This is a genomic window from Rhizobium sp. YTUHZ044 (genome assembly GCF_051123975.1).
In the GTDB taxonomy this organism is placed as follows: domain Bacteria; phylum Pseudomonadota; class Alphaproteobacteria; order Rhizobiales; family Rhizobiaceae; genus Rhizobium.
The window spans coordinates 4,048,720-4,066,739 of record NZ_CP101426.1 but is presented as its reverse complement, the minus strand read 5'-3'; the positions used below and the strand labels follow the sequence as shown (position 1 = coordinate 4,066,739).

Sequence of the window (18,020 nt, the reverse complement as noted above, 5' to 3'; positions counted from 1 at the left end):
CATTCACATTCAGCCGCTCCCGTTTGCACGGGGGCGGCTGAAGTATTAAAAGGCTGCGGTTTCGCGACGGGCGGAACGAAAACAAAAGGGGCTGAAAGCCTTGAGCCAAATCGCATTCTGGGGGGCCGTCGAGCTCGGCCTGGTCTATTCCTTCGTCGCCCTCGGCGTCTATCTCGCCTTCCGCGTCCTCGATTTTCCTGACCTCACGGTAGACGGTTCCTTTCCGCTCGGTGCGGCGGTAACCGCGGTGCTGATCATTGCCGGCGTCAATGCCTGGCTCGCGGCGCTGATTGCGATGGCGGCGGGTGCGGCGGCCGGCATGGTGACGGCGCTGCTCAACGTGCGCTTCAAGATCCTCAATCTGCTCGCCTCGATCCTGACGATGATCGCGCTGTTTTCGGTCAATCTGCGGGTGATGGGAAAACCGAACGTCGCCCTCATCAATGCCGATACGATGATCAGCCCGTTTTTCGGCCATGGCCTGCGTGATTTCTACGTGCGGCCGCTCTTCGTCGGCGTTCTGGTTATTGTCGCGCTGATCATTGTCTGGCGCTTCCTCGAAAGCGATGCCGGGCTTGCGATGCGCGCCACCGGCGCCAATGCCCGCATGGCCCGCGCCCAGGGCGTCGACACCAGCCGGCAGATCTATCTCGGCATGGCGATCTCGAACGCGCTGGTGGCGTTCGGTGGCGCCTTGTTTGCCCAAACCAACGGATTTGCCGACGTCACTTCGGGCGTCGGCACGATCGTCGTCGGTCTTGCCGCCGTCATCATCGGTGAGACGCTGCTCGGACGCCGGGGCCTGCTGATCGCCCTCGTCGGCTGCGTGCTCGGCTCGATCCTCTATCGCATCGCCATCCAGCTGGCGCTGTCGAGCGACGTCATCGGCCTGCAGGCCTCCGATCTCAATTTCGTGACGGCGGTGCTCGTCACCTTCGCGCTCATTCTCCCCCGTCTTCGCCGAGGTGCCGCATCGTGATCAGCGTCAAGGATATCAAGGTCGTCTTCGGACGCGGCACGCCGCTGCAGAAGCAGGCTCTGAACGGCGTCAGCCTGACCATCGAACAAGGCTCCTTCGTCACCGTCATCGGCTCCAACGGCGCCGGCAAATCGACGCTGCTCGGCGTGCTCGCCGGCGATGTCATCCCGAGTGAGGGACAGGTGCTGATCGGCAAGAGCGAGGTGACGCGCAAATCGACGGCAGCGCGCGCCGGCCTGGTGGCGCGCGTCTTCCAGGATCCGCTGACTGGCAGCTGCGGCTCGTTGTCGATCGAAGAGAATCTTGCTCTGGCGGCCCGGCGCGGCGAAAAGCGCGGGCTTGTGCCGGCGCTTGGCGGCAAACGTCGGGACTATTTCAAGGAGCGGATCGCCGAGCTTAATCTCGGGCTGGAAAATCGGCTGAAGGATCGCATGGATCTGCTCTCGGGCGGGCAGCGGCAGGCCGTGTCGCTCGTCATGGCGACACTTGCAGGCTCCGAGGTGCTCCTGCTCGACGAACATACGGCGGCGCTCGATCCCGGCATGGCTGAGTTCGTGATGAACCTCACGCAGAAGATCGTTGCCGAGCGCAAGCTGACGACGATGATGGTAACGCATTCCATGCGCCAAGCGCTGGATTACGGCCATCGCACGATCATGCTTCATGGCGGCGAGATCGTTCTCGACGTGGCGGGTGACAGCAGGAAGGACCTGCAGGTCGAGGATCTGATCGCCATGTTCCGCAAGATGCGCGGCCAGACACTCGATGATGACGCTTTGCTGATCGGCTGAGCCGATCGGCGAAGCCGATAGCGGCCTATCGCGCTTGGGTGAGCAGGATTTTGGCGGCGAAGACCGAGAAGACGCCGGCGAAGGTATAGTCCATGCCGCGCAGAACCTTCTTGTTGTTCTGCAGCCAGGACGCCAGCCAATCGGCGGCGAGGATCACGCTGGCATTGACCGGCATGCCGATCAGGATGAAGCAAAATCCGAGAAACAGCAGTTTCTGCGTAACGGCGGGATCGCCGGCGCTGACGAATTGCGGCAGGAAGGTCATGAAGAAAATGATGACCTTGGGGTTTAGAAGATTGACCCAGAAGCCGGATGAGATGTTGGCAAACGCGGTCCCCTTCTGCGTCTCGACCTTGGCGACCGTAAGTTTCGATCCGAAGCGGATCGCCTGTACTGCGAGCCAGAACAGATAGGCCGCGCCGCCGGTCTTCAGGATCAGGAAAGCCGTTGGTGAGGCAGTGATCAGCGCCGAGATGCCGAAGGCGACCAGCATGGTGTGGACGACGATGCCGAGGCTGGTGCCGACGACGACGAAGAGGGCAGACTTCTTTCCTTGGGCCAGCGCGCGGCTGATCGACAGCGTCATGTCGGGGCCGGGCGTCGCGGCAAGGAGGAGCGTCGCGGCGGCAAAGGCCAGAAGTGTTGGCAGGCTGGGCACGAAATCCATGGCACTCTCTGCAAGCCGGAAAAAACCTGACGATCTCTAATCCGGCTTTCAGAAAATTACCAATCAAACCTCCTGATGGCGACGATCACTTCTGCTCCAGGAAGGCCTTGAATTTGTCGGCATAGTCCTTGTGCCAGCGCGACAGCGGCGGGCGGTTCTCGATGATGTCGCCGGCCGCCCAGGCCATGCGGCGTTCATCGACCGGGCGGGTGACGTCGTTGTCCGGGCAGAGGATATAGAAATCGCCGCGTTCCAGGCTCTCGACCATGAAGTCGACGGTCTGTTCCGGTGTCCAGGCGCCAGCCGGCTTTTCCGCGCGGTCACCCTTGGTGAGGCTAGTGAAGACGAAGCCGGGGATCAGCAGGTGCGCCGAGATTTTTGACCCCGCGGTGTTGCGAAGCTCGTGTTCGAGCGCTTCGGTAAAGACTTTAACGCCAGCCTTGGAGATATTGTAGGCGGGATTGCCCGGTGGCGTGGTGATGCCCTGCTTGGAGCCCGTATTGATGATCAGGCCGGGCTCGCCATGCGACAGCATCTTCGGCCCGAAGACGCGTGTGCCGTTGACGACGCCCATCAGGTTGACGGCGAGGATATGGTCCCAATTGGCCTGCGGGCTGAAGATCGAGGTTTCCGGACCGATACCGGCATTGTTCATCAACACGTGGACGCGGCCAAAACGCTGGAGCACGGCGCGTTCAAGCGCCTCCAGGGAGTCGCGGCTGGCGACGTCGGTCTCGACCGCCATCACATCCTCTTCGCCGGCAATGGCCTTGAGTTCGTCGGCGGCGTTAGCCAGCCGGTCGCCGCCGAGATCGGCGATGACGACGCTCATGCCGCGCCCGGCAAAGTACTTCGCCGCCGCAAGCCCGATGCCGGAAGCGCCGCCGGTGATGACGGCAACATTGGACTTCTTGAAAATGTCTTGAATATTCGTCACGGGGACAGCCCCTCCTCGAGCGTTGTTCGCACGCAGCCGAATATGGGCGCCGCTTTCGCAGTGTCAAACGCTATCGGCGCCTCAGCGATCGCACTTGCCCTTGCGTCACGCGCCAATCTCGCTAAAAGTGCCGCGACACCGGGTTTTCGCCGGCCTTATGCAACGGACCTCATCATCATGGCATCATACAAAGACGTGAAGAAAGTCGTGCTCGCCTATTCCGGCGGCCTCGACACCTCGATCATCCTGAAGTGGCTGCAGACGGAACTCGGCGCCGAAGTCGTCACCTTCACCGCCGATCTCGGCCAGGGCGAGGAGCTGGAGCCGGCGCGCAAGAAGGCCGAGATGCTCGGCATCAAGGAGATCTACATCGAGGACGTCCGCGAGGAATTCGTCCGCGATTTCGTCTTCCCGATGTTCCGTGCCAACGCCGTTTACGAGGGCGTCTATCTGCTCGGCACCTCGATCGCCCGTCCGCTGATCTCAAAGCATCTGATCGATATCGCCCATAAGACCGGCGCCGATGCGATCGCCCACGGCGCGACCGGCAAGGGCAACGATCAGGTTCGCTTCGAGCTCTCCGCCTATGCCCTGAACCCCGACATCAAGATCATCGCGCCCTGGCGCGATTGGGCGTTCAAGAGCCGCACGGAGCTGCTGGCCTTTGCTGAACAGCACCAGATCCCGGTCGCCAAGGACAAGAAGGGTGAAGCTCCCTTCTCCGTCGACGCCAACCTTCTGCATTCATCTTCCGAGGGCAAGGTTCTCGAGGACCCTGCTCAGGAGGCGCCGGAATATGTGCATATGCGCACGATCTCCCCGGAAGCAGCGCCCGACAAGGCGACGACAATCAAGGTCGGCTTCCGCAAGGGCGATGCCGTGTCGATCAACGGTGTCGAGATGTCGCCGGCGACGCTGCTCGCCACGCTCAACACCTACGGCCGCGACAACGGCATCGGCCGTCTCGATCTCGTCGAGAACCGCTTCGTCGGCATGAAGTCGCGCGGCGTTTACGAAACGCCCGGCGGCACGATCCTGCTCTCGGCGCATCGCGCTATTGAATCGATTACGCTCGATCGGGGTGCCGCCCATCTCAAGGATGAGATCATGCCGCGTTACGCCGAGCTGATCTATTACGGTTTCTGGTTCTCGCCGGAGCGCGAGATGCTGCAAGCGCTGATCGACAAGAGCCAGGAGCATGTCGAAGGCGAAGTGACGCTGAAGCTCTACAAGGGCAACGTCATGATCATCGGCCGCGAGAGCGAAAAGTCCCTCTACTCCGACAAGCTCGTCACTTTCGAGGACGACCAGGGCGCCTACGATCAGAAGGACGCGGCCGGCTTCATCAAGCTCAACGCACTGCGCCTGCGCACGCTCGGAAAGCGCAACCTCGCGAAGTAATCGCGGAATTCGTCTTCGGACGGACATCGGCCCGCCGGCATCGCCGCGCGGGCTTTTTATTGAATGAGTGGCAAGCGCGCCAATACCTCTCGGGGCATCCAAGATGACCGGATTGCCCCAACGACGCTCATCAATCGTCGCTGTTCGCGCGCCATCGCCTGCGTCCAGGTCTTGCCGATACCCTCTCCGCCAACAGTCAACAACTCCAGTTGACATGATCGTAAAATGGTGTCACTAGAAGCGACATTAATACATCATGAGAGACATAATGTCCCAACAGTCGCCCACACGAAAGTACAGTTCCCCCTTACGGGAATCGCAGGCCCAGGAAACACGGGAGCGCATCCTGCGCGCCACCTCAGACCTTCTCAACGGCAATGCGTTCGCGGACATTTCCATGGACGATGTTGCGCGGTCTGCCGGGGTGGAGAGGCGAACGGTGTTTCGGCATTTTGCAACGAAGGAAGCGCTGTTCGACGCGTTCTGGGTCTACATTAACCAGAACATGAATGCGGCGACCCTGCCAACGACCCTGGAGGAGCTTCTTCGCTCGCCCCTCGACGCCTTTCCGCAGTTCGACAAGAACGAAGGTATCATTCGCGCCAGCCTTCATACGCCCACGGGTCACGCCATGCGGATGCGGACGGTCAAGACACGGCGCGTTGCGTTCCGGACGTGCCTCGAAGACGCCAATCTGGATATAAATTCCAAGAGCGCCCGCAAGGTCGAGGCGCTCTTCCACCTTCTCTACAGCGCCAGCGCCTGGGAAACGCTTAAAGACTACGGCGGATTGACGGGGAAGGACGCGGGACAGGTCGCGTCCTGGGCGATGCAGGCGCTGTTGAAGGCTGCCGAGACTGACGAGAACTGATCACACACATGCCGGCAAGAGCCGGCCCGACGATGGAGCCGATAATGGATCAAGCATTCAAGACACGAGAGACCGCGGACGCCCTTTGGGTCATTCGCGACAAGGTGCAGTTCATGGGCGAAGTGCCGGAGAAGGGCTTGTCGATCCTGGAGGTGACCGTGCCTCCCGGTTCCGGTACGCCGCCGCACAAGCACGAATCCGTGGAGATATTCCGGGTCCTGAGCGGTGAGATCACCTTCACGGTGTTCGACAGCGTACCTCCCTCGCAGATGGTCGCGCGGCCCGGTGACGTTCTCACCCTGCGGTCCTTCCAGCCGCACAATTATGCCAACACCGGAAGCCTTCCCGCCCAGATGATCGCAGTCGTGGAAGATTCGATGAGCCACTTCTTCCGCGACATCGGCCAGAGCGAAGTTCCGCCGGATGGCCCCCCTTCGGCGGAGGAAATCGGCGCGGTATTGGCGGCGTGCCAGAGGCACGGAATTGAGGTCCTGGGCACCTGATGGGTGACCGGGCGACGTCGCATCCGTCGCCCGGCCAATCGACGGCGACCCGTTGCGGAAGCGCCCCGGACGCGGCGCCGGGCTCGAGCCCGGCCGATGCCAACCGGACGGTGATGACGACATGCAGATTGCGATTGGAGCGGTTCAGCTTCTCACGGAGCGCAGAACCGCTCTGTCCTTTTCATGGCCGTGTCATCGCCCTTGACGGATGCCTGCCATCGCTTAGTCTGCTCCGGTCATTCTTCGGAGCATGTCCATGACGCAGTCCCTGCTCTTCGGCGCCTTTCTGGCGGCGCTTTTCTATGTGCTCATACCAGGCCCCGCCTTTCTGCAACTGCTCGGCATCGGCGCCGGGCAGGGGCGCAAGGCCGGCGCCTTGTTCATGATGGGGCATCTGGTCGGGGATCTCATCTGGTCGTCGCTGGCGCTGATTGCGATCGTCGGCGCCAAGACGATCGGAACCTTCGTCTTCGATCTGCTCGGGCTCGCCTGCGGTTTCTACCTCGCCTGGATCGGCTGGGGCGCCGTCAATGCCAAGCCAAAAGCGGATGGGCAGGCGCTTGTCGTGATCGAGCGGCCGTTCCGGCGTGGCCTGATTTTCGGGGTCACCAACCCGAAGGGGTACCCGGTGGCGCTTGCCACCTTCACGGCGCTGGTCGCGGGCTCGGCCGGTGCACTCGATTTCGAGGCGCTGCCGGTGCTTCTCGCTGTGTCCTTCCTGGGTTTCGTGACCGCCGACATCATCCTGATCGGCGTCATTGGCGCGGGTGCGGTGCGGCGCTTCTATCGCGCCCATGAGCGGCTGATCGTGCGCTCGTCCGGCGTCCTGTTCATGGGCTTTGCCGCCCAGGCGCTATGGCACGCCACGCCCGGTCTCATCGGTTGGCGCAAGGCCTAACTGCGATCATGCATTCAAGAAACTGACGATCGATTTCAGCGTCTGAACCTCATGAGGATCGCCGATCGACATGGCGACCTGCAGCTGGTTCTTGTAATAATCGAGGAAATTGAAACTCGTGCCGTCGGTGACGCCGGAGAGATCGATGATATTGCCTAGCGGATCGATCGCATGCATCGGCAGCGGTTCCGAAATCGCGGCGTAAGTGTTCTGGTCGATCAGGCCGCTATCGAAGCTTTGGCGGGCGTAGTTGCGCAGCTCGCCGGGGCTGACCGCGGTGAAATCCGGCCCTTGGTCGAGATTATCTTCGATGTGGAACGAGACCGGAGCCGGAGCCTTGGTCTCGATTTGAATATCGGCGGTCTTCGAATTTCTTGCGTTATTAGGGTTGTTTTTAAATAGCAAACTCTGAGAAGACCGCAGGGAAAAAATTTCCATGGCGCATGTCCCCTGGCAGGAAAGATCACCGGGAAACTAGCGCTTGTGGGTGATTCGCGTCAATCGTTAACAAATGGTTAATTTTCAACTGTGAAATCTTGCCCACCGGCTGACGTGCGTCAGATCGCCGAATGAGACAAAAGCCCATCGCGACGACATACCAATTCCGTGACGGCTCTCCTATATTGACCATCCCGCATACCAAAAGGAATTCTCCGATGGCTTCTCCCCACGATTTCAATCCGGCGCTCATCAACTGGGACGCTCTCCACGGCCTGCCACGGTTCGATGCCATCGATGACGGCGATTTTTCCGCCGCTTTCGACGCCGCACTCGCCGCGCACGAGCAGGAGATCGACGAGATTGCCGGAAACAGTGATGCGCCGACATTCGACAATACGGTGGTGGCGCTGGAGATTGCCGGCGATGCGCTCTCGCGCGTTTCGGCGCTGTTCTGGAACAAGGCGGGCGCACATACCAACGAGGTCATCCAGGCGCTGGAACGGGAGATCTCGCCGAAGATGTCACGCCACTATTCAAAGATCGGGATGAACGCCGCGCTCTTTGCCCGCATCGATACGCTTTGGGAGAACCGCGAGAGCCTCGGCCTGACGCTGGAGCAGACGCGGGTGCTGGAGCGGCATTGGAAGGGTTTTGTCAAATCCGGCGCCAAGCTTGAAAAGCCCCAGCAGGAGAAGCTTGCGGCGATCAATGAAAAACTCGCGGGCCTCGGCACGCAGTTCGGCCAGAACGTCCTGGCCGACGAGAAGGCCTGGGCGCTTATGCTATCCGAGGGCGCCGAGCTCGATGGGCTGCCGGAATTCCTGCGCGACGCGATGGCGGCGGCGGCGCGCGAACGCGGCGAGGAGGGCAAATATGCTGTGACGCTGTCGCGCTCGATCATCGAGCCGTTCCTGACCTTTTCGGAGCGCCGAGATCTGCGCGAACAGGCTTTTAATGCGTGGGTGGCGCGCGGCGCAAACGGCGGGGAAACCGACAACCGCGCCGTCATCAAGGAAACGCTGGCGCTGCGCCATCAGGTGGCGAAGCTGCTCGGCTACGGCAATTTCGCCGAGCTGAAACTCGACAACACGATGGCGAAGACGGCAGATGCGGTGAACGGCCTTTTGAAAGCCGTCTGGGCGCGGGCGGTCAAACGCGCCCGCGAGGAAGAGATCGACATCGCGGCGCTGATCGCCGAGGAGGGCCGGAACCACGAGGTGATGCCCTGGGACTGGCGCCACTACGCCGAAAAGATCCGAGCCCGGAAGTTCGATTTTTCCGAGGCCGAGCTCAAGCCCTATCTGCAGCTCGAAAAGATCATCGACGCCTGCTTCGATGTGGCCGGCCGGCTGTTCGGCATTCGCGCGGTCGAGAAGAAGGGTGTCGCGGCCTATCACCCCGACGTCAGGGTGTTCGAAATCAGGGATCGGGACGACAGGCTGGTCGCCCTCTTCCTCGGCGACTATTTCGCTCGTAGTTCGAAACGCTCAGGCGCCTGGATGAGCTCACTGCAATCGCAGCACAAGCTGCAACTGAAGAACGGCCGCCGCGGCGAGTTGCCGATCATCTACAATGTCTGCAATTTCGCCAAACCCGCCGAGGGCAAGCCGGCGCTGCTGTCGCTCGACGACGCCCGCACGCTGTTTCATGAATTCGGCCATGCGCTGCACGGCATGCTTTCAAACGTCACCTATCCCTCGGTTTCCGGCACCGGCGTCTCGCGGGATTTCGTGGAGTTGCCCTCGCAACTCTACGAGCATTGGCTGACGGTTCCCGCCATCCTCAAGGAATATGCCGTGCATTTCGAGACAGGCGAGCCGATGCCGCAGGCGCTCCTCGACAAGGTGCTGGCGGCCCGCACCTTCAATGCCGGTTTCAACACCGTCGAATTCACCTCGTCGGCGCTCGTCGATATGGCGTTTCACACGCGACAGGCCGTCGACGATCCGATGGCGGTGCAGGCGGAGGTGCTGGCCGAGATCGGCATGCCGAAGTCGATCGTCATGCGCCATGCCACACCGCACTTTCAGCACATCTTCTCCGGCGGTTATTCGGCCGGCTATTATTCCTACATGTGGTCGGAAGTTCTCGACGCCGATGCCTTCGCCGCCTTCGAGGAGACGGGCGACGCTTTCAACGGCGAGATGGCGCGCAAGCTCAAGGAAAATATCTATTCCACCGGCGGTTCGGTTGATCCCGAGGATGCCTATAAGGGCTTCCGCGGCAAGCTGCCGAGGCCGGATGCTATGCTGGTCAAAAAGGGACTCGCCACCTTCGAGGAATTGACAGGCAGCGACGCTTAAGACAGTTTGATGACAGAGAAGCGAGCGGCATGGCGGCAGCCATGCCGCAGCTTTCGCGCGCGACCCCCTTTCGCAATCGCGAAAAAACCGGTAAGAGCGCGCCAAACGTAAATGGCGCGTCCACTTGGCGTAGCGCCCCAGCCTCAGAGATTATGACATATGGCACTTCGCAACATCGCGATCATCGCGCACGTTGACCATGGCAAGACCACTCTCGTTGACGAGCTTCTGAAACAGTCCGGCTCCTTCCGCGAGAACCAGCGCGTCATGGAACGCGTGATGGATTCCAACGACATCGAAAAAGAGCGCGGCATCACCATTCTCGCCAAGGCGACCTCCATCGAATGGAAGGACACGCGCATCAACATCGTCGACACGCCCGGCCACGCCGACTTCGGTGGTGAAGTCGAGCGCATTCTCTCGATGGTGGACGGCGCGATCGTTCTCGTGGACGCTGCCGAGGGCCCGATGCCGCAGACCAAGTTCGTTGTCGGCAAGGCCCTGAAGGTCGGCCTGCGTCCGATCGTTGCCATCAACAAGATCGACCGTCCCGATGCCCGCGCCGACGAAGTCGTCAACGAAGTCTTCGACCTTTTCGCCGCCCTCGATGCGACCGACGAGCAGCTCGACTTCCCGATCCTTTACGGTTCCGGCCGCGCCGGCTGGATGAACTATGATCCGGCAGGCCCGAGCGACGAAGGCCTCGCACCGCTGCTCGACCTCGTCGTCAAGCACGTGCCCGAGCCGAAGGTTGAGGAAGGTCCGTTCCGGATGATCGGCACGATCCTCGAAGCCAACAACTTCCTCGGCCGCATCATCACCGGCCGCATCGCGTCCGGTTCGATCAAGCCGAACCAGGCCGTCAAGGTTCTCGGCCAGGACGGCAAGCTGATCGAACAGGGCCGTATTTCCAAGATCCTCGCCTTCCGCGGCATCGAGCGCCAGCCGATCGAGGAAGCGCATGCGGGCGACATCGTCGCCATTGCCGGCCTTTCCAAGGGTACGGTCGCCGACACCTTCTGCGATCCGTCGGTGACGGAAGCCCTGAAGGCGCAGCCGATCGACCCGCCGACCGTCACCATGTCCTTCATCGTCAATGACTCGCCGCTTGCCGGCACCGAAGGCGACAAGGTGACGAGCCGTGTCATCCGCGACCGCCTGTTCAAGGAAGCCGAAGGCAACGTCGCCCTCAAGATCGAGGAAAGCGCCGATAAAGATTCGTTCTTCGTCTCCGGCCGTGGCGAACTCCAGCTCGCCGTTCTGATCGAAAACATGCGCCGCGAAGGCTTCGAGCTTGCCGTTTCGCGTCCGCGCGTCGTCATGCACAAGGACGAGAGCGGCCAGCTCCTGGAGCCGATCGAGGAAGTTCTGATCGACGTCGATGAAGAACATTCCGGCGTCGTCGTGCAGAAGATGTCCGAGCGCAAGGCAGAGATGGTCGAGCTTCGCCCGTCGGGCGGCAACCGCGTCCGTCTGGTGTTTTACGCGCCGACCCGCGGCCTGATCGGCTATCAGTCGGAACTGCTGACGGATACGCGTGGTACGGCGATCATGAACCGCCTGTTCCACAGCTACCAGCCCTACAAGGGTGAGATCGGCGGCCGCGTCAACGGCGTGCTGCTCGCCAACGAAGCCGGTGAAGCCGTTGCTTACGCCCTGTTCAACCTGGAAGACCGCGGCCCGATGATCATCGACGCCGGCGAAAAGGTCTATATGGGCATGATCATCGGCATTCACACGCGTGACAACGACCTCGAAGTCAACGTGCTGAAGGGCAAGAAGCTGACCAACATCCGCGCCGCCGGCAAGGACGAAGCCGTCAAGCTGACCCCGCCGATCCGCATGACGCTGGAGCGCGCGCTCTCATGGATCCAGGAAGACGAACTCGTCGAGGTCACGCCGAAGTCCATTCGCCTGCGGAAGATGTATCTCGACGCCAACGACCGCAAACGGTTCGAAAAGACCAAGGCGGCTCTCTAAGAGCCCAGTCGTTCCCCCTTTCAAACCCCGGCCTTCGAGCCGGGGTTTTTTATTGTGCGCTGCGCTGATTCCGACTTGTGACAATCGTTAAAAAAGCGTTAAATTTTATCCGTCGTCCACATATCAAGTCTGTGGGCAATCGATCACGATGCGCTCGCCGCATATGGTTAATTGCCTGCGGCAGGACCAGAGTAAACGTTATGAAGACGTTGTCGATCGATGTCCGGCGGGCCGAACCGCACGATGCCCGAGCCATTTCGGAAACGCACAGGCTCGCCTGGCAACACACCTATGCGGGCATCATTCCGCATCGCGCGCTGACGCAGATGATCGAGCGACGCGGCGAAAATTGGTGGCGCAAGGCAACACGCGGACCCGCGACGTTGCTGGTTCTCGATGTGGCAGGGACAGTCGCCGGTTATGCGACGCTCGGTCTCAACCGTGCCCGCGCCCTGCCGCAGGAAGGTGAAATCTACGAGCTTTATCTTCGCCCCGAATATCAGGGAATCGGTCTCGGCCACATGCTGTTCGGCGAGGCGCGCCGGCTGTTGAAGTCGCTCGGCTGCAACGGGCTGGTCGTCTGGTGCCTTGAAGAAAACGAGGCCGCCAGCCGCTTCTACCGCCATCATGGCGGGACCGATTTCTGCGAAGGCATGGAAAATTTCGATCACAAGCAGTTGAAGAAGATCGGTTTCATCTGGAACTGATCGGCCTGCTCGAGCGTCGCACACCTCTCCTCTAAAGTTTTTGCGGCATCACGCCTGTGTCATCACGCATCGGTGATCTGCCGTGTTGCGTTGCGAGATGAAACTGATTATCTGGCTTCGAGCAATTCAACCCCGCGGGAGTATCCTATGCGCATCGACGCCATTTCAATCGGTAATAATCCACCTGAAGACGTCAACGTTATCGTCGAGGTTCCTGTTGGCGGTCATCCGATCAAGTATGAAATGGACAAGGATGCCGGCACGCTGGTCGTTGATCGTTTCCTCTACACGCCGATGACCTATCCGGGCAATTACGGTTTCGTACCACACACGCTGTCTGAAGATGGCGACCCGATCGACGTGCTGATCGCCAGCACCCGGCCGCTGGTTCCGGGCTGCGTCATCAACGTGCGTCCGATCGGCGTCCTGAAGATGGAAGACAATTCCGGCAAGGACGAGAAGATCATTGCCGTGCCGTCGCCGAAGCTGACGCTGCGCTACGAGAAGGTGAAGGACTTTACCGATCTTCCGGAGATCACGCTGAAGCAGATCGAGCATTTCTTCGAGCACTACAAGGACCTGGAGCCCGGCAAGTGGGTGAAGATCTTCGGCTGGGGCGATTCCAAGGAAGCCGGCCAGCTCATCATCGAGGCCGTCGAGCGGGCCAAGAAGGCGAAGGGCTGAACCCTCAGCCCAATAACGCTTCGAACTTTTTTACCAAATCCTCCGGGTCGCCCTCAATCCGGAGGATTTTTTTACGCGCCGTCTCGCCGGAGACGAGGCTGATGCTGGATTTCGGAATGCGCAGCGACCGGGCGATCAGGAGGATCAGCGCCTTGTTGGCCTTGCCCTTCTCGGGCACTGATGTGACGCGCGCCTTCAACAGGGTCTCGCCGTCGCCATCCGCTTCGACGCCATCGATCGCGTCACGCCCGCCATTCGGCGTCAACCGAACGGCCAGGCGCAGCTGATCGCCGGAAAATCTCCAGGGAGGGCTCAAGCGACCAGCGGGTATAGCGTAGTCCAAAGGAAGGTACGCAGGAAGAAGATGATCACCAGCAGGATGATCGGAGAAATATCGATGCCGCCGAGATTCGGAAGCAGACGGCGGATCGGCTTCAGCGCGGGTTCGGTGACATTGTAGAGGAACATGCCGACCGAATTGACGAACTGGTTGCTGGAATTGATGACGTTAAACGCATAGAGCCAGGAGAAAACGGCACTGGCAATCAGGATCCAGGTGTAAATATTCAAAACCAAATCAATGGTTTGAAACAAGGCAAACATCGTCGTCTCCAATTGGTTGTTGACAGACATGTAGACATTGGCGACTAAACGGGCAAGTGCCGTGTCGAAACGCATGGCAGATCATGTTTAACGGGCGGCCTCGCAGCCATTCCGGCGCGCCCGCTTCCTCGGACAGGGCCCCATGTCGTTTTCGCCTACCGGAGACCGTTTCGCCGCGTTTCGGCATTCGTCCTACACGCGTTTCTTCTTCGCGCGCTTTCTGCTTTCCTTCTCGCAACAGATCGTCAGCGTTGCCGTCGGCTGGCAGATGTACGACCAGACCGGCAAGGCGATCTATCTCGGCCTGATCGGGCTCGTACAGTTCCTGCCGTCGCTGCTGCTCATTCTCGTGACCGGTTCGATCGCCGATCGGCACAATCGCCGGGCCATCGCCGCTCTTTGCTCTCTGGTGAGCGCGCTCTGCACGCTGGCGCTGCTCGTCATGACGGCGACGGGAACCTTCGCGCCCTGGCCGGTCTTTGCGGTGCTTCTGATTTTCGGGATCGAGCGCGCCTTCATGTCGCCGGCGGTGCAGTCTCTCGCACCCAACCTCGTGCCCGAGCGCGCCCTTTCCAATGCGATCGCCTGGAATTCATCGTCCTGGCAGCTTGCGGCGATCACCGGGCCTGTAATCGGCGGCCTGCTCTATGGGGTCAGTGCGACGACCGCCTATACGGTGGCGGTCATCTTTTCCGTCCTCGGGGCGGCTCTCCTCTTCATGATCCCGAAGCCGGAACAGAAGACGACGGGTGAGGCGAAGAGCTGGGCGATGATCCTCGGCGGCTTCAGTTTCATCCGCGCCGAAAAAGTCGTGCTCGGCGCGATCTCGCTCGATCTCTTCGCCGTTCTGCTCGGCGGCGCCACGGCGCTGATGCCGATTTTCGCCCGCGATATTCTGACGCTTGGCCCTTGGGGCCTTGGACTGCTACGGGCAGCACCGGGGCTCGGCGCCATCGTCATGGCGATCTTCCTCGCCGCCTATCCGCTGAAACACCGCGCCGGCCTCTATATGTTCATCGGCGTCGCTCTGTTCGGTGTCGGCACCATCATCTTCGGCGCCTCGTCCAATACAGAAATTTCGATCGCAGCGCTGGCGCTGATGGGCGCGGCCGACATGGTGTCGGTCTATGTGCGCGAGAGCTTGATCGCGCTCTGGACGCCGGATCAGCTGCGCGGGCGGGTCAATGCGGTCAACATGGTCTTCGTCGGCGCTTCCAACGAACTTGGAGAGTTCAGGGCGGGCACGATGGCATCGGTCTTCGGCGCGGTGCCGGCAGTCGTCATCGGCGGGCTCGGAACACTGGCGGTCGCGGCGATCTGGGCTTCAAGTTTCCCGAAGCTGCGCAGGATCGACACGCTCGACGCGCCCGCCTGACCACTAAACGGGATTATGCTCGCAGAGCGATAGACGGTGTCGCCTTCGCCGACTTTCCCTCGAAGACGAGATCGAGGAATTCTGTCAGCCAGGCTCTCAGCGGCGCGTCGAACAGCATGCGGCCTTCGAGGTGTTCGCGGCCCTGCTGGGCGTTCGGCAGAATGAAGCGATGCGCGCCGTGCACGACCCAGCGATGCATCATCACTCGGGTGAGTTCGGCATGGAACTGCAGGCCCCAGGCGTTGCCGTCGTAATGGAAGGCCTGGTTCGGGTAGGCATCGCCTTCGGCGAGCAGATCGGCGCCGTGTGGCAGCTCGAAACCTTCGCGGTGAAAATGATAGACCATCTTCGGCCAGTGCATCAGCAGGCGGCCTTTCTCGGTCGGGTGCAGCGGGTACCAGCCGATCTCCGTCGAGCCGTCGGCATTCGGCTGTACCTTGCCGCCGAGATGACGCACCAGCATCTGGGCCCCGAGGCAGATACCGAGAAAAGGGCGTTTTTCCCGTAGCGGAACCTCGATCCAGTCGATCTCCTTCTTGACGAAGTCATCCGGATCGTTTGCGCTCATCGGTCCGCCGAAGACGACGGCGCCGGCATGGTCTGCGAGCGTCGTCGGAAGCGGATCACCGAGGACCGGGCGACGGACATCGAGGCAGTAGCCTTTTTCGACCAGCAATTGCCCGACACGGCCGGCACTGGACCGCTCCTGATGCAGGACGATAAGGATCGGGCGCCGGTCGCGGCCCGGATTTTGCTCAGTCGGCATCATCTTGCGCAACCTGGATATCCGTGACCCTGGCGGCCGCCTCCTGCCGCTTCTGAATGCGTTCGCGTGAGGAGACGCCGAGCAGATCGGCGATACGCCAGATGACATGGTCTTCCATCTCGCTGCGCTCGCCATCGGCGTAAACGATGTCCCAGAGAATGCCGATCAGCTCCAGCCGTTGCTCGGTATCGAGATGGCGTTTCAGGTCGGCGGTGAAGCGATAATAGTCGACGGCGGAGCTTTCGGCTTCGAGGCCGGCGGCCATCAAAGCATCGAGCTGCTTGCTGTCGAGCGAATACTGCTCCTTCAAGAGCTTGCGCAGCCGCTTCTTTTCACTAGCCTTGATCTGACCGTCGGCTTCCATCACCTGCATGCAGAGTGCTGCCACTGCGATGCGCGGGTCATCGGGGGCAAAACCTTTCTTTGGACGATCGGCGGTGAGCTTCTGGAAGAATGCCTGAAAGCGTTCGAACATGCGGGTTTCGTTCCGTGTCAGAAAAGGCGAAGCCGTGTCTTGGGTTCCGGTTCCGTCCTGGGATCGCGAACGCCGGGATCATCCGGCAATCCGCCGAAAAAGGGCTTTGTTTCGTTCGGTGCTGGCGCTTTGTCGCTGGCGGTGGATTCGGCCGGTTTCGGCTTTGCCGGTGCCGGTGACTGTGCCGGCGCCGGGCGCACGGCCTCGGCGATCGTCGCGGCGCGTTCCAGTTCGATGATGCGATGATCGTTGACCGGGCTCTCTGGCCTGACGTCACGCAGCGGCGGCAGGGTCTTCAGAGCCGTTTCGATCGAGGCGGGCGCCGACCCTTCTTCGAGCGGCCCCTCGATCTGACCGAAGGGCGCCTTCCATTCGAAGGCGTCGAGACGACCCGTGACCGGCGACACCGGCAGCCATTTGTCGGAGACGAAACCATCCGCCACCCAGGCGGGATCGCGCGGGGCTTTCAGTGCCTGGGCCAGCCAGTGGCGCACGCGGCCCTGGTCGCCGGTCTCGGCTTCCTCTATGTCGGCGAGCAGCAGAAAGGCGGCTTCTCGCGGTTCAATACGCGCCGCCGCTTCCGCCTTGGCGCGCGCCTTGGCGAATTCCTGCGCGTCGAGCGCCGCCTGGGCGACGACGAGAAGAGATTCGACATTGTTCGGGCGCATCGCTTCCAGGCGTTCGGCGCGCTTCAGCCGGTCGAGCGTGGAATCGCCGCTGCGGGCTCTGACATAGGTCTGGCCGATCTCGGGATGAGGCGCCGATTTCCACACCTGTTCGAGGATCGAAGCGGCCTTGCGCAGACCGCCTTCGCGGAACAGTGCCTTTGCGGCAATGAGAGCGGCCGGAACGAAATCGGCGGCGAACTTCAGCGCCTGCAGGGCGTCGTCGCGGGCGCCGGCCGGGTTGCCTTCCAGCTTCTCGGCGGCGCGTGCCGTCAGGAGCACGGCGTGCAGGCGGTTGGCCTCGGGTTTTTCGACGACGCGGGCGGCCTTCTGCTGTTCGAGCAGTCGGATCGCATCGTCCCAGCGGCCAGCCTGGCTGCGATATTCGAGGGTCGCCTGGGCGGCCCAAGGCAGATAAGGTGCATTGTCGGCGGCCTTTTCGGCGTATTGGCGGGCGGCCTCGTTGGCTCCGAGGCGGCGGGCTTCGAGATAGAGGCCGCGCAGGCCAAGCTCCCGCGTTTCCGGGTCGTTGGCCATGGCTTCGAACTTGGCGCGCGCCTCATCATGGCGGCCTTCGATCAGTGCGGCCTGGGCCTCGAGCAGATTGATCAGCGGCTCCTGATCGGCGCGGATGAGGCCACGCGAACGAGCCGCCATCTTGCGGGCGAGCAATGCATTGCCGGCGCCGGCAGCGATTAGGCCGGTCGACAGCGCCTGATAGCCGCGGTCGCGCTTGCGGGCGCGGAAATAGCGGGTCACCGAATGCGGCGAAGTCCAAATCAACCGGACGAACCACCACGCGATCATCACGGCGGCGATGAGGGCGATGATCGCGCTGACGGCGACGATCAGTTTCGTCTGGTAGATCTGGCCTTCCCAGATCAGCGAGATGTCGCCGGGACGATCGGCGAACCAGGAAAAGCCATAGGCGAGAAGCAGGACGAGCAGGGCGAAGATGACAAGCCTGGTCATGG

The 18,020-nt window shown here is 61.4% G+C and carries 19 protein-coding genes; 11 read left to right on the top strand and 8 right to left on the bottom strand.

Annotated features, from left to right (window positions below):
- The first annotated feature begins 100 nt into the window (after nt 1–100).
- Nucleotides 101–979, top strand: a complete 879-nt coding sequence (locus NL154_RS19950) for an ABC transporter permease (RefSeq protein WP_210632984.1) — start codon at nt 101–103, stop codon at nt 977–979.
- Nucleotides 976–1,770 (top strand): ABC transporter ATP-binding protein, encoded by a 795-nt coding sequence (locus NL154_RS19945; RefSeq protein ID WP_210632983.1) that lies wholly within the window; start codon nt 976–978, stop codon nt 1,768–1,770. Before NL154_RS19950 ends, NL154_RS19945 begins: the two co-directional genes overlap by 4 nt.
- A 25-nt stretch (nt 1,771–1,795) precedes the next feature.
- On the opposite strand, the gene NL154_RS19940 is transcribed toward NL154_RS19945, so the two are convergent.
- A complete protein-coding gene (locus NL154_RS19940; protein ID WP_221122929.1) occupies nt 1,796–2,437 on the bottom strand; it encodes a LysE family translocator in 642 nt (213 codons plus the stop codon).
- Between the two features lie 85 nt (nt 2,438–2,522).
- A complete protein-coding gene (locus NL154_RS19935) occupies nt 2,523–3,374 on the bottom strand; it encodes an SDR family NAD(P)-dependent oxidoreductase (RefSeq protein ID WP_434733233.1) in 852 nt (283 codons plus the stop codon).
- Nucleotides 3,375–3,551: 177 nt separating this feature from the next.
- On the opposite strand from NL154_RS19935, the gene NL154_RS19930 reads away from it, so the two are divergent.
- The 4 genes from NL154_RS19930 to NL154_RS19915 all read left to right on the top strand — a co-directional run bounded on the left by NL154_RS19930 (nt 3,552) and on the right by NL154_RS19915 (nt 7,047).
- Nucleotides 3,552–4,775 (top strand): argininosuccinate synthase, encoded by a 1,224-nt coding sequence (locus NL154_RS19930; protein ID WP_221146080.1) that lies wholly within the window; start codon nt 3,552–3,554, stop codon nt 4,773–4,775.
- Nucleotides 4,776–5,043: 268 nt separating this feature from the next.
- Entirely contained in the window at nt 5,044–5,646 is a 603-nt protein-coding gene (locus NL154_RS19925; protein WP_221146078.1) for a TetR/AcrR family transcriptional regulator, read from the top strand.
- Nucleotides 5,647–5,690: 44 nt separating this feature from the next.
- A complete protein-coding gene (locus tag NL154_RS19920) occupies nt 5,691–6,149 on the top strand; it encodes a cupin domain-containing protein (RefSeq protein ID WP_434733232.1) in 459 nt (152 codons plus the stop codon).
- 256 nt (nt 6,150–6,405) lie between these two features.
- Nucleotides 6,406–7,047, top strand: coding sequence for a LysE family translocator (locus NL154_RS19915; protein ID WP_210632977.1), 642 nt, complete (start codon nt 6,406–6,408; stop codon nt 7,045–7,047).
- A gap of 6 nt (nt 7,048–7,053) precedes the next feature.
- On the opposite strand, the gene NL154_RS19910 is transcribed toward NL154_RS19915, so the two are convergent.
- Nucleotides 7,054–7,485, bottom strand: a complete 432-nt coding sequence (locus tag NL154_RS19910; RefSeq protein ID WP_210632976.1) for a hypothetical protein — start codon at nt 7,483–7,485, stop codon at nt 7,054–7,056.
- 218 nt (nt 7,486–7,703) lie between these two features.
- Here NL154_RS19910 and NL154_RS19905 point away from each other — a divergent pair, with 218 nt between their 5' ends.
- The 4 genes from NL154_RS19905 to ppa all read left to right on the top strand — a co-directional run bounded on the left by NL154_RS19905 (nt 7,704) and on the right by ppa (nt 13,162).
- On the top strand, nt 7,704–9,791 hold the full coding sequence (locus NL154_RS19905) for a M3 family metallopeptidase (protein ID WP_434733231.1): 2,088 nt from the start codon (nt 7,704–7,706) through the stop codon (nt 9,789–9,791).
- Nucleotides 9,792–9,950: 159 nt separating this feature from the next.
- The gene (gene typA / locus NL154_RS19900; protein ID WP_085779724.1) at nt 9,951–11,771 is read left to right on the top strand and encodes a translational GTPase TypA; all 1,821 of its coding nucleotides are present in this window, start codon (nt 9,951–9,953) and stop codon (nt 11,769–11,771) included.
- Nucleotides 11,772–11,971: 200 nt separating this feature from the next.
- Nucleotides 11,972–12,478, top strand: a complete 507-nt coding sequence (locus NL154_RS19895; protein ID WP_011427107.1) for a GNAT family N-acetyltransferase — start codon at nt 11,972–11,974, stop codon at nt 12,476–12,478.
- Between the two features lie 147 nt (nt 12,479–12,625).
- Nucleotides 12,626–13,162, top strand: coding sequence for an inorganic diphosphatase (gene ppa / locus NL154_RS19890; protein ID WP_210632974.1), 537 nt, complete (start codon nt 12,626–12,628; stop codon nt 13,160–13,162).
- A gap of 4 nt (nt 13,163–13,166) precedes the next feature.
- On the opposite strand, the gene NL154_RS19885 is transcribed toward ppa, so the two are convergent.
- Nucleotides 13,167–13,478 carry a DUF167 domain-containing protein gene (locus NL154_RS19885; protein WP_434733230.1) on the bottom strand — a complete coding sequence of 104 codons (312 nt, stop codon included), beginning with the start codon at nt 13,476–13,478 and terminating at the stop codon, nt 13,167–13,169.
- Nucleotides 13,475–13,765 carry a YggT family protein gene (locus NL154_RS19880; protein WP_011427104.1) on the bottom strand — a complete coding sequence of 97 codons (291 nt, stop codon included), beginning with the start codon at nt 13,763–13,765 and terminating at the stop codon, nt 13,475–13,477. Before NL154_RS19880 ends, NL154_RS19885 begins: the two co-directional genes overlap by 4 nt.
- Before the next feature lie 142 nt (nt 13,766–13,907).
- Between NL154_RS19880 and NL154_RS19875 the strand changes: the two genes are divergently transcribed.
- Nucleotides 13,908–15,140, top strand: coding sequence for an MFS transporter (locus NL154_RS19875; RefSeq protein ID WP_210632972.1), 1,233 nt, complete (start codon nt 13,908–13,910; stop codon nt 15,138–15,140).
- Between the two features lie 13 nt (nt 15,141–15,153).
- On the opposite strand, the gene NL154_RS19870 is transcribed toward NL154_RS19875, so the two are convergent.
- From NL154_RS19870 to NL154_RS19860, 3 genes are read right to left on the bottom strand one after another with little or no spacing between them, the layout of a single operon-like run.
- A complete protein-coding gene (locus NL154_RS19870; protein ID WP_210633045.1) occupies nt 15,154–15,906 on the bottom strand; it encodes a glutamine amidotransferase in 753 nt (250 codons plus the stop codon).
- Nucleotides 15,896–16,381, bottom strand: a complete 486-nt coding sequence (locus NL154_RS19865) for a TerB family tellurite resistance protein (RefSeq protein WP_085860640.1) — start codon at nt 16,379–16,381, stop codon at nt 15,896–15,898. The genes NL154_RS19870 and NL154_RS19865 overlap by 11 nt, the downstream gene beginning before the upstream one ends.
- A 17-nt stretch (nt 16,382–16,398) precedes the next feature.
- Nucleotides 16,399–18,018: a heme biosynthesis protein HemY gene (locus NL154_RS19860; protein ID WP_210632971.1), complete on the bottom strand. Its 1,620-nt coding sequence runs from the start codon at nt 18,016–18,018 to the stop codon at nt 16,399–16,401.
- Nucleotides 18,019–18,020 lie beyond the last annotated feature (2 nt).

What these genes read in the sequence shown, in the direction of transcription:
- NL154_RS19880 (WP_011427104.1), bottom strand. Translation starts at nt 13,765, where the DNA reads ATGTTTGCCTTGTTTCAAACCATTGATTTGGTTTTGAATATTTACACC.
- NL154_RS19875 (WP_210632972.1), top strand. Translation starts at nt 13,908, where the DNA reads ATGTCGTTTTCGCCTACCGGAGACCGTTTCGCCGCGTTTCGGCATTCG.
- NL154_RS19895 (WP_011427107.1), top strand. Translation starts at nt 11,972, where the DNA reads ATGAAGACGTTGTCGATCGATGTCCGGCGGGCCGAACCGCACGATGCC.
- NL154_RS19870 (WP_210633045.1), bottom strand. Translation starts at nt 15,906, where the DNA reads ATGCCGACTGAGCAAAATCCGGGCCGCGACCGGCGCCCGATCCTTATC.
- NL154_RS19925 (WP_221146078.1), top strand. Translation starts at nt 5,044, where the DNA reads ATGTCCCAACAGTCGCCCACACGAAAGTACAGTTCCCCCTTACGGGAA.
- NL154_RS19860 (WP_210632971.1), bottom strand. Translation starts at nt 18,018, where the DNA reads ATGACCAGGCTTGTCATCTTCGCCCTGCTCGTCCTGCTTCTCGCCTAT.
- NL154_RS19915 (WP_210632977.1), top strand. Translation starts at nt 6,406, where the DNA reads ATGACGCAGTCCCTGCTCTTCGGCGCCTTTCTGGCGGCGCTTTTCTAT.
- ppa (WP_210632974.1), top strand. Translation starts at nt 12,626, where the DNA reads ATGCGCATCGACGCCATTTCAATCGGTAATAATCCACCTGAAGACGTC.
- typA (WP_085779724.1), top strand. Translation starts at nt 9,951, where the DNA reads ATGGCACTTCGCAACATCGCGATCATCGCGCACGTTGACCATGGCAAG.
- NL154_RS19865 (WP_085860640.1), bottom strand. Translation starts at nt 16,381, where the DNA reads ATGTTCGAACGCTTTCAGGCATTCTTCCAGAAGCTCACCGCCGATCGT.
- NL154_RS19930 (WP_221146080.1), top strand. Translation starts at nt 3,552, where the DNA reads ATGGCATCATACAAAGACGTGAAGAAAGTCGTGCTCGCCTATTCCGGC.
- NL154_RS19920 (WP_434733232.1), top strand. Translation starts at nt 5,691, where the DNA reads ATGGATCAAGCATTCAAGACACGAGAGACCGCGGACGCCCTTTGGGTC.
- NL154_RS19940 (WP_221122929.1), bottom strand. Translation starts at nt 2,437, where the DNA reads ATGGATTTCGTGCCCAGCCTGCCAACACTTCTGGCCTTTGCCGCCGCG.
- NL154_RS19910 (WP_210632976.1), bottom strand. Translation starts at nt 7,485, where the DNA reads ATGGAAATTTTTTCCCTGCGGTCTTCTCAGAGTTTGCTATTTAAAAAC.
- NL154_RS19905 (WP_434733231.1), top strand. Translation starts at nt 7,704, where the DNA reads ATGGCTTCTCCCCACGATTTCAATCCGGCGCTCATCAACTGGGACGCT.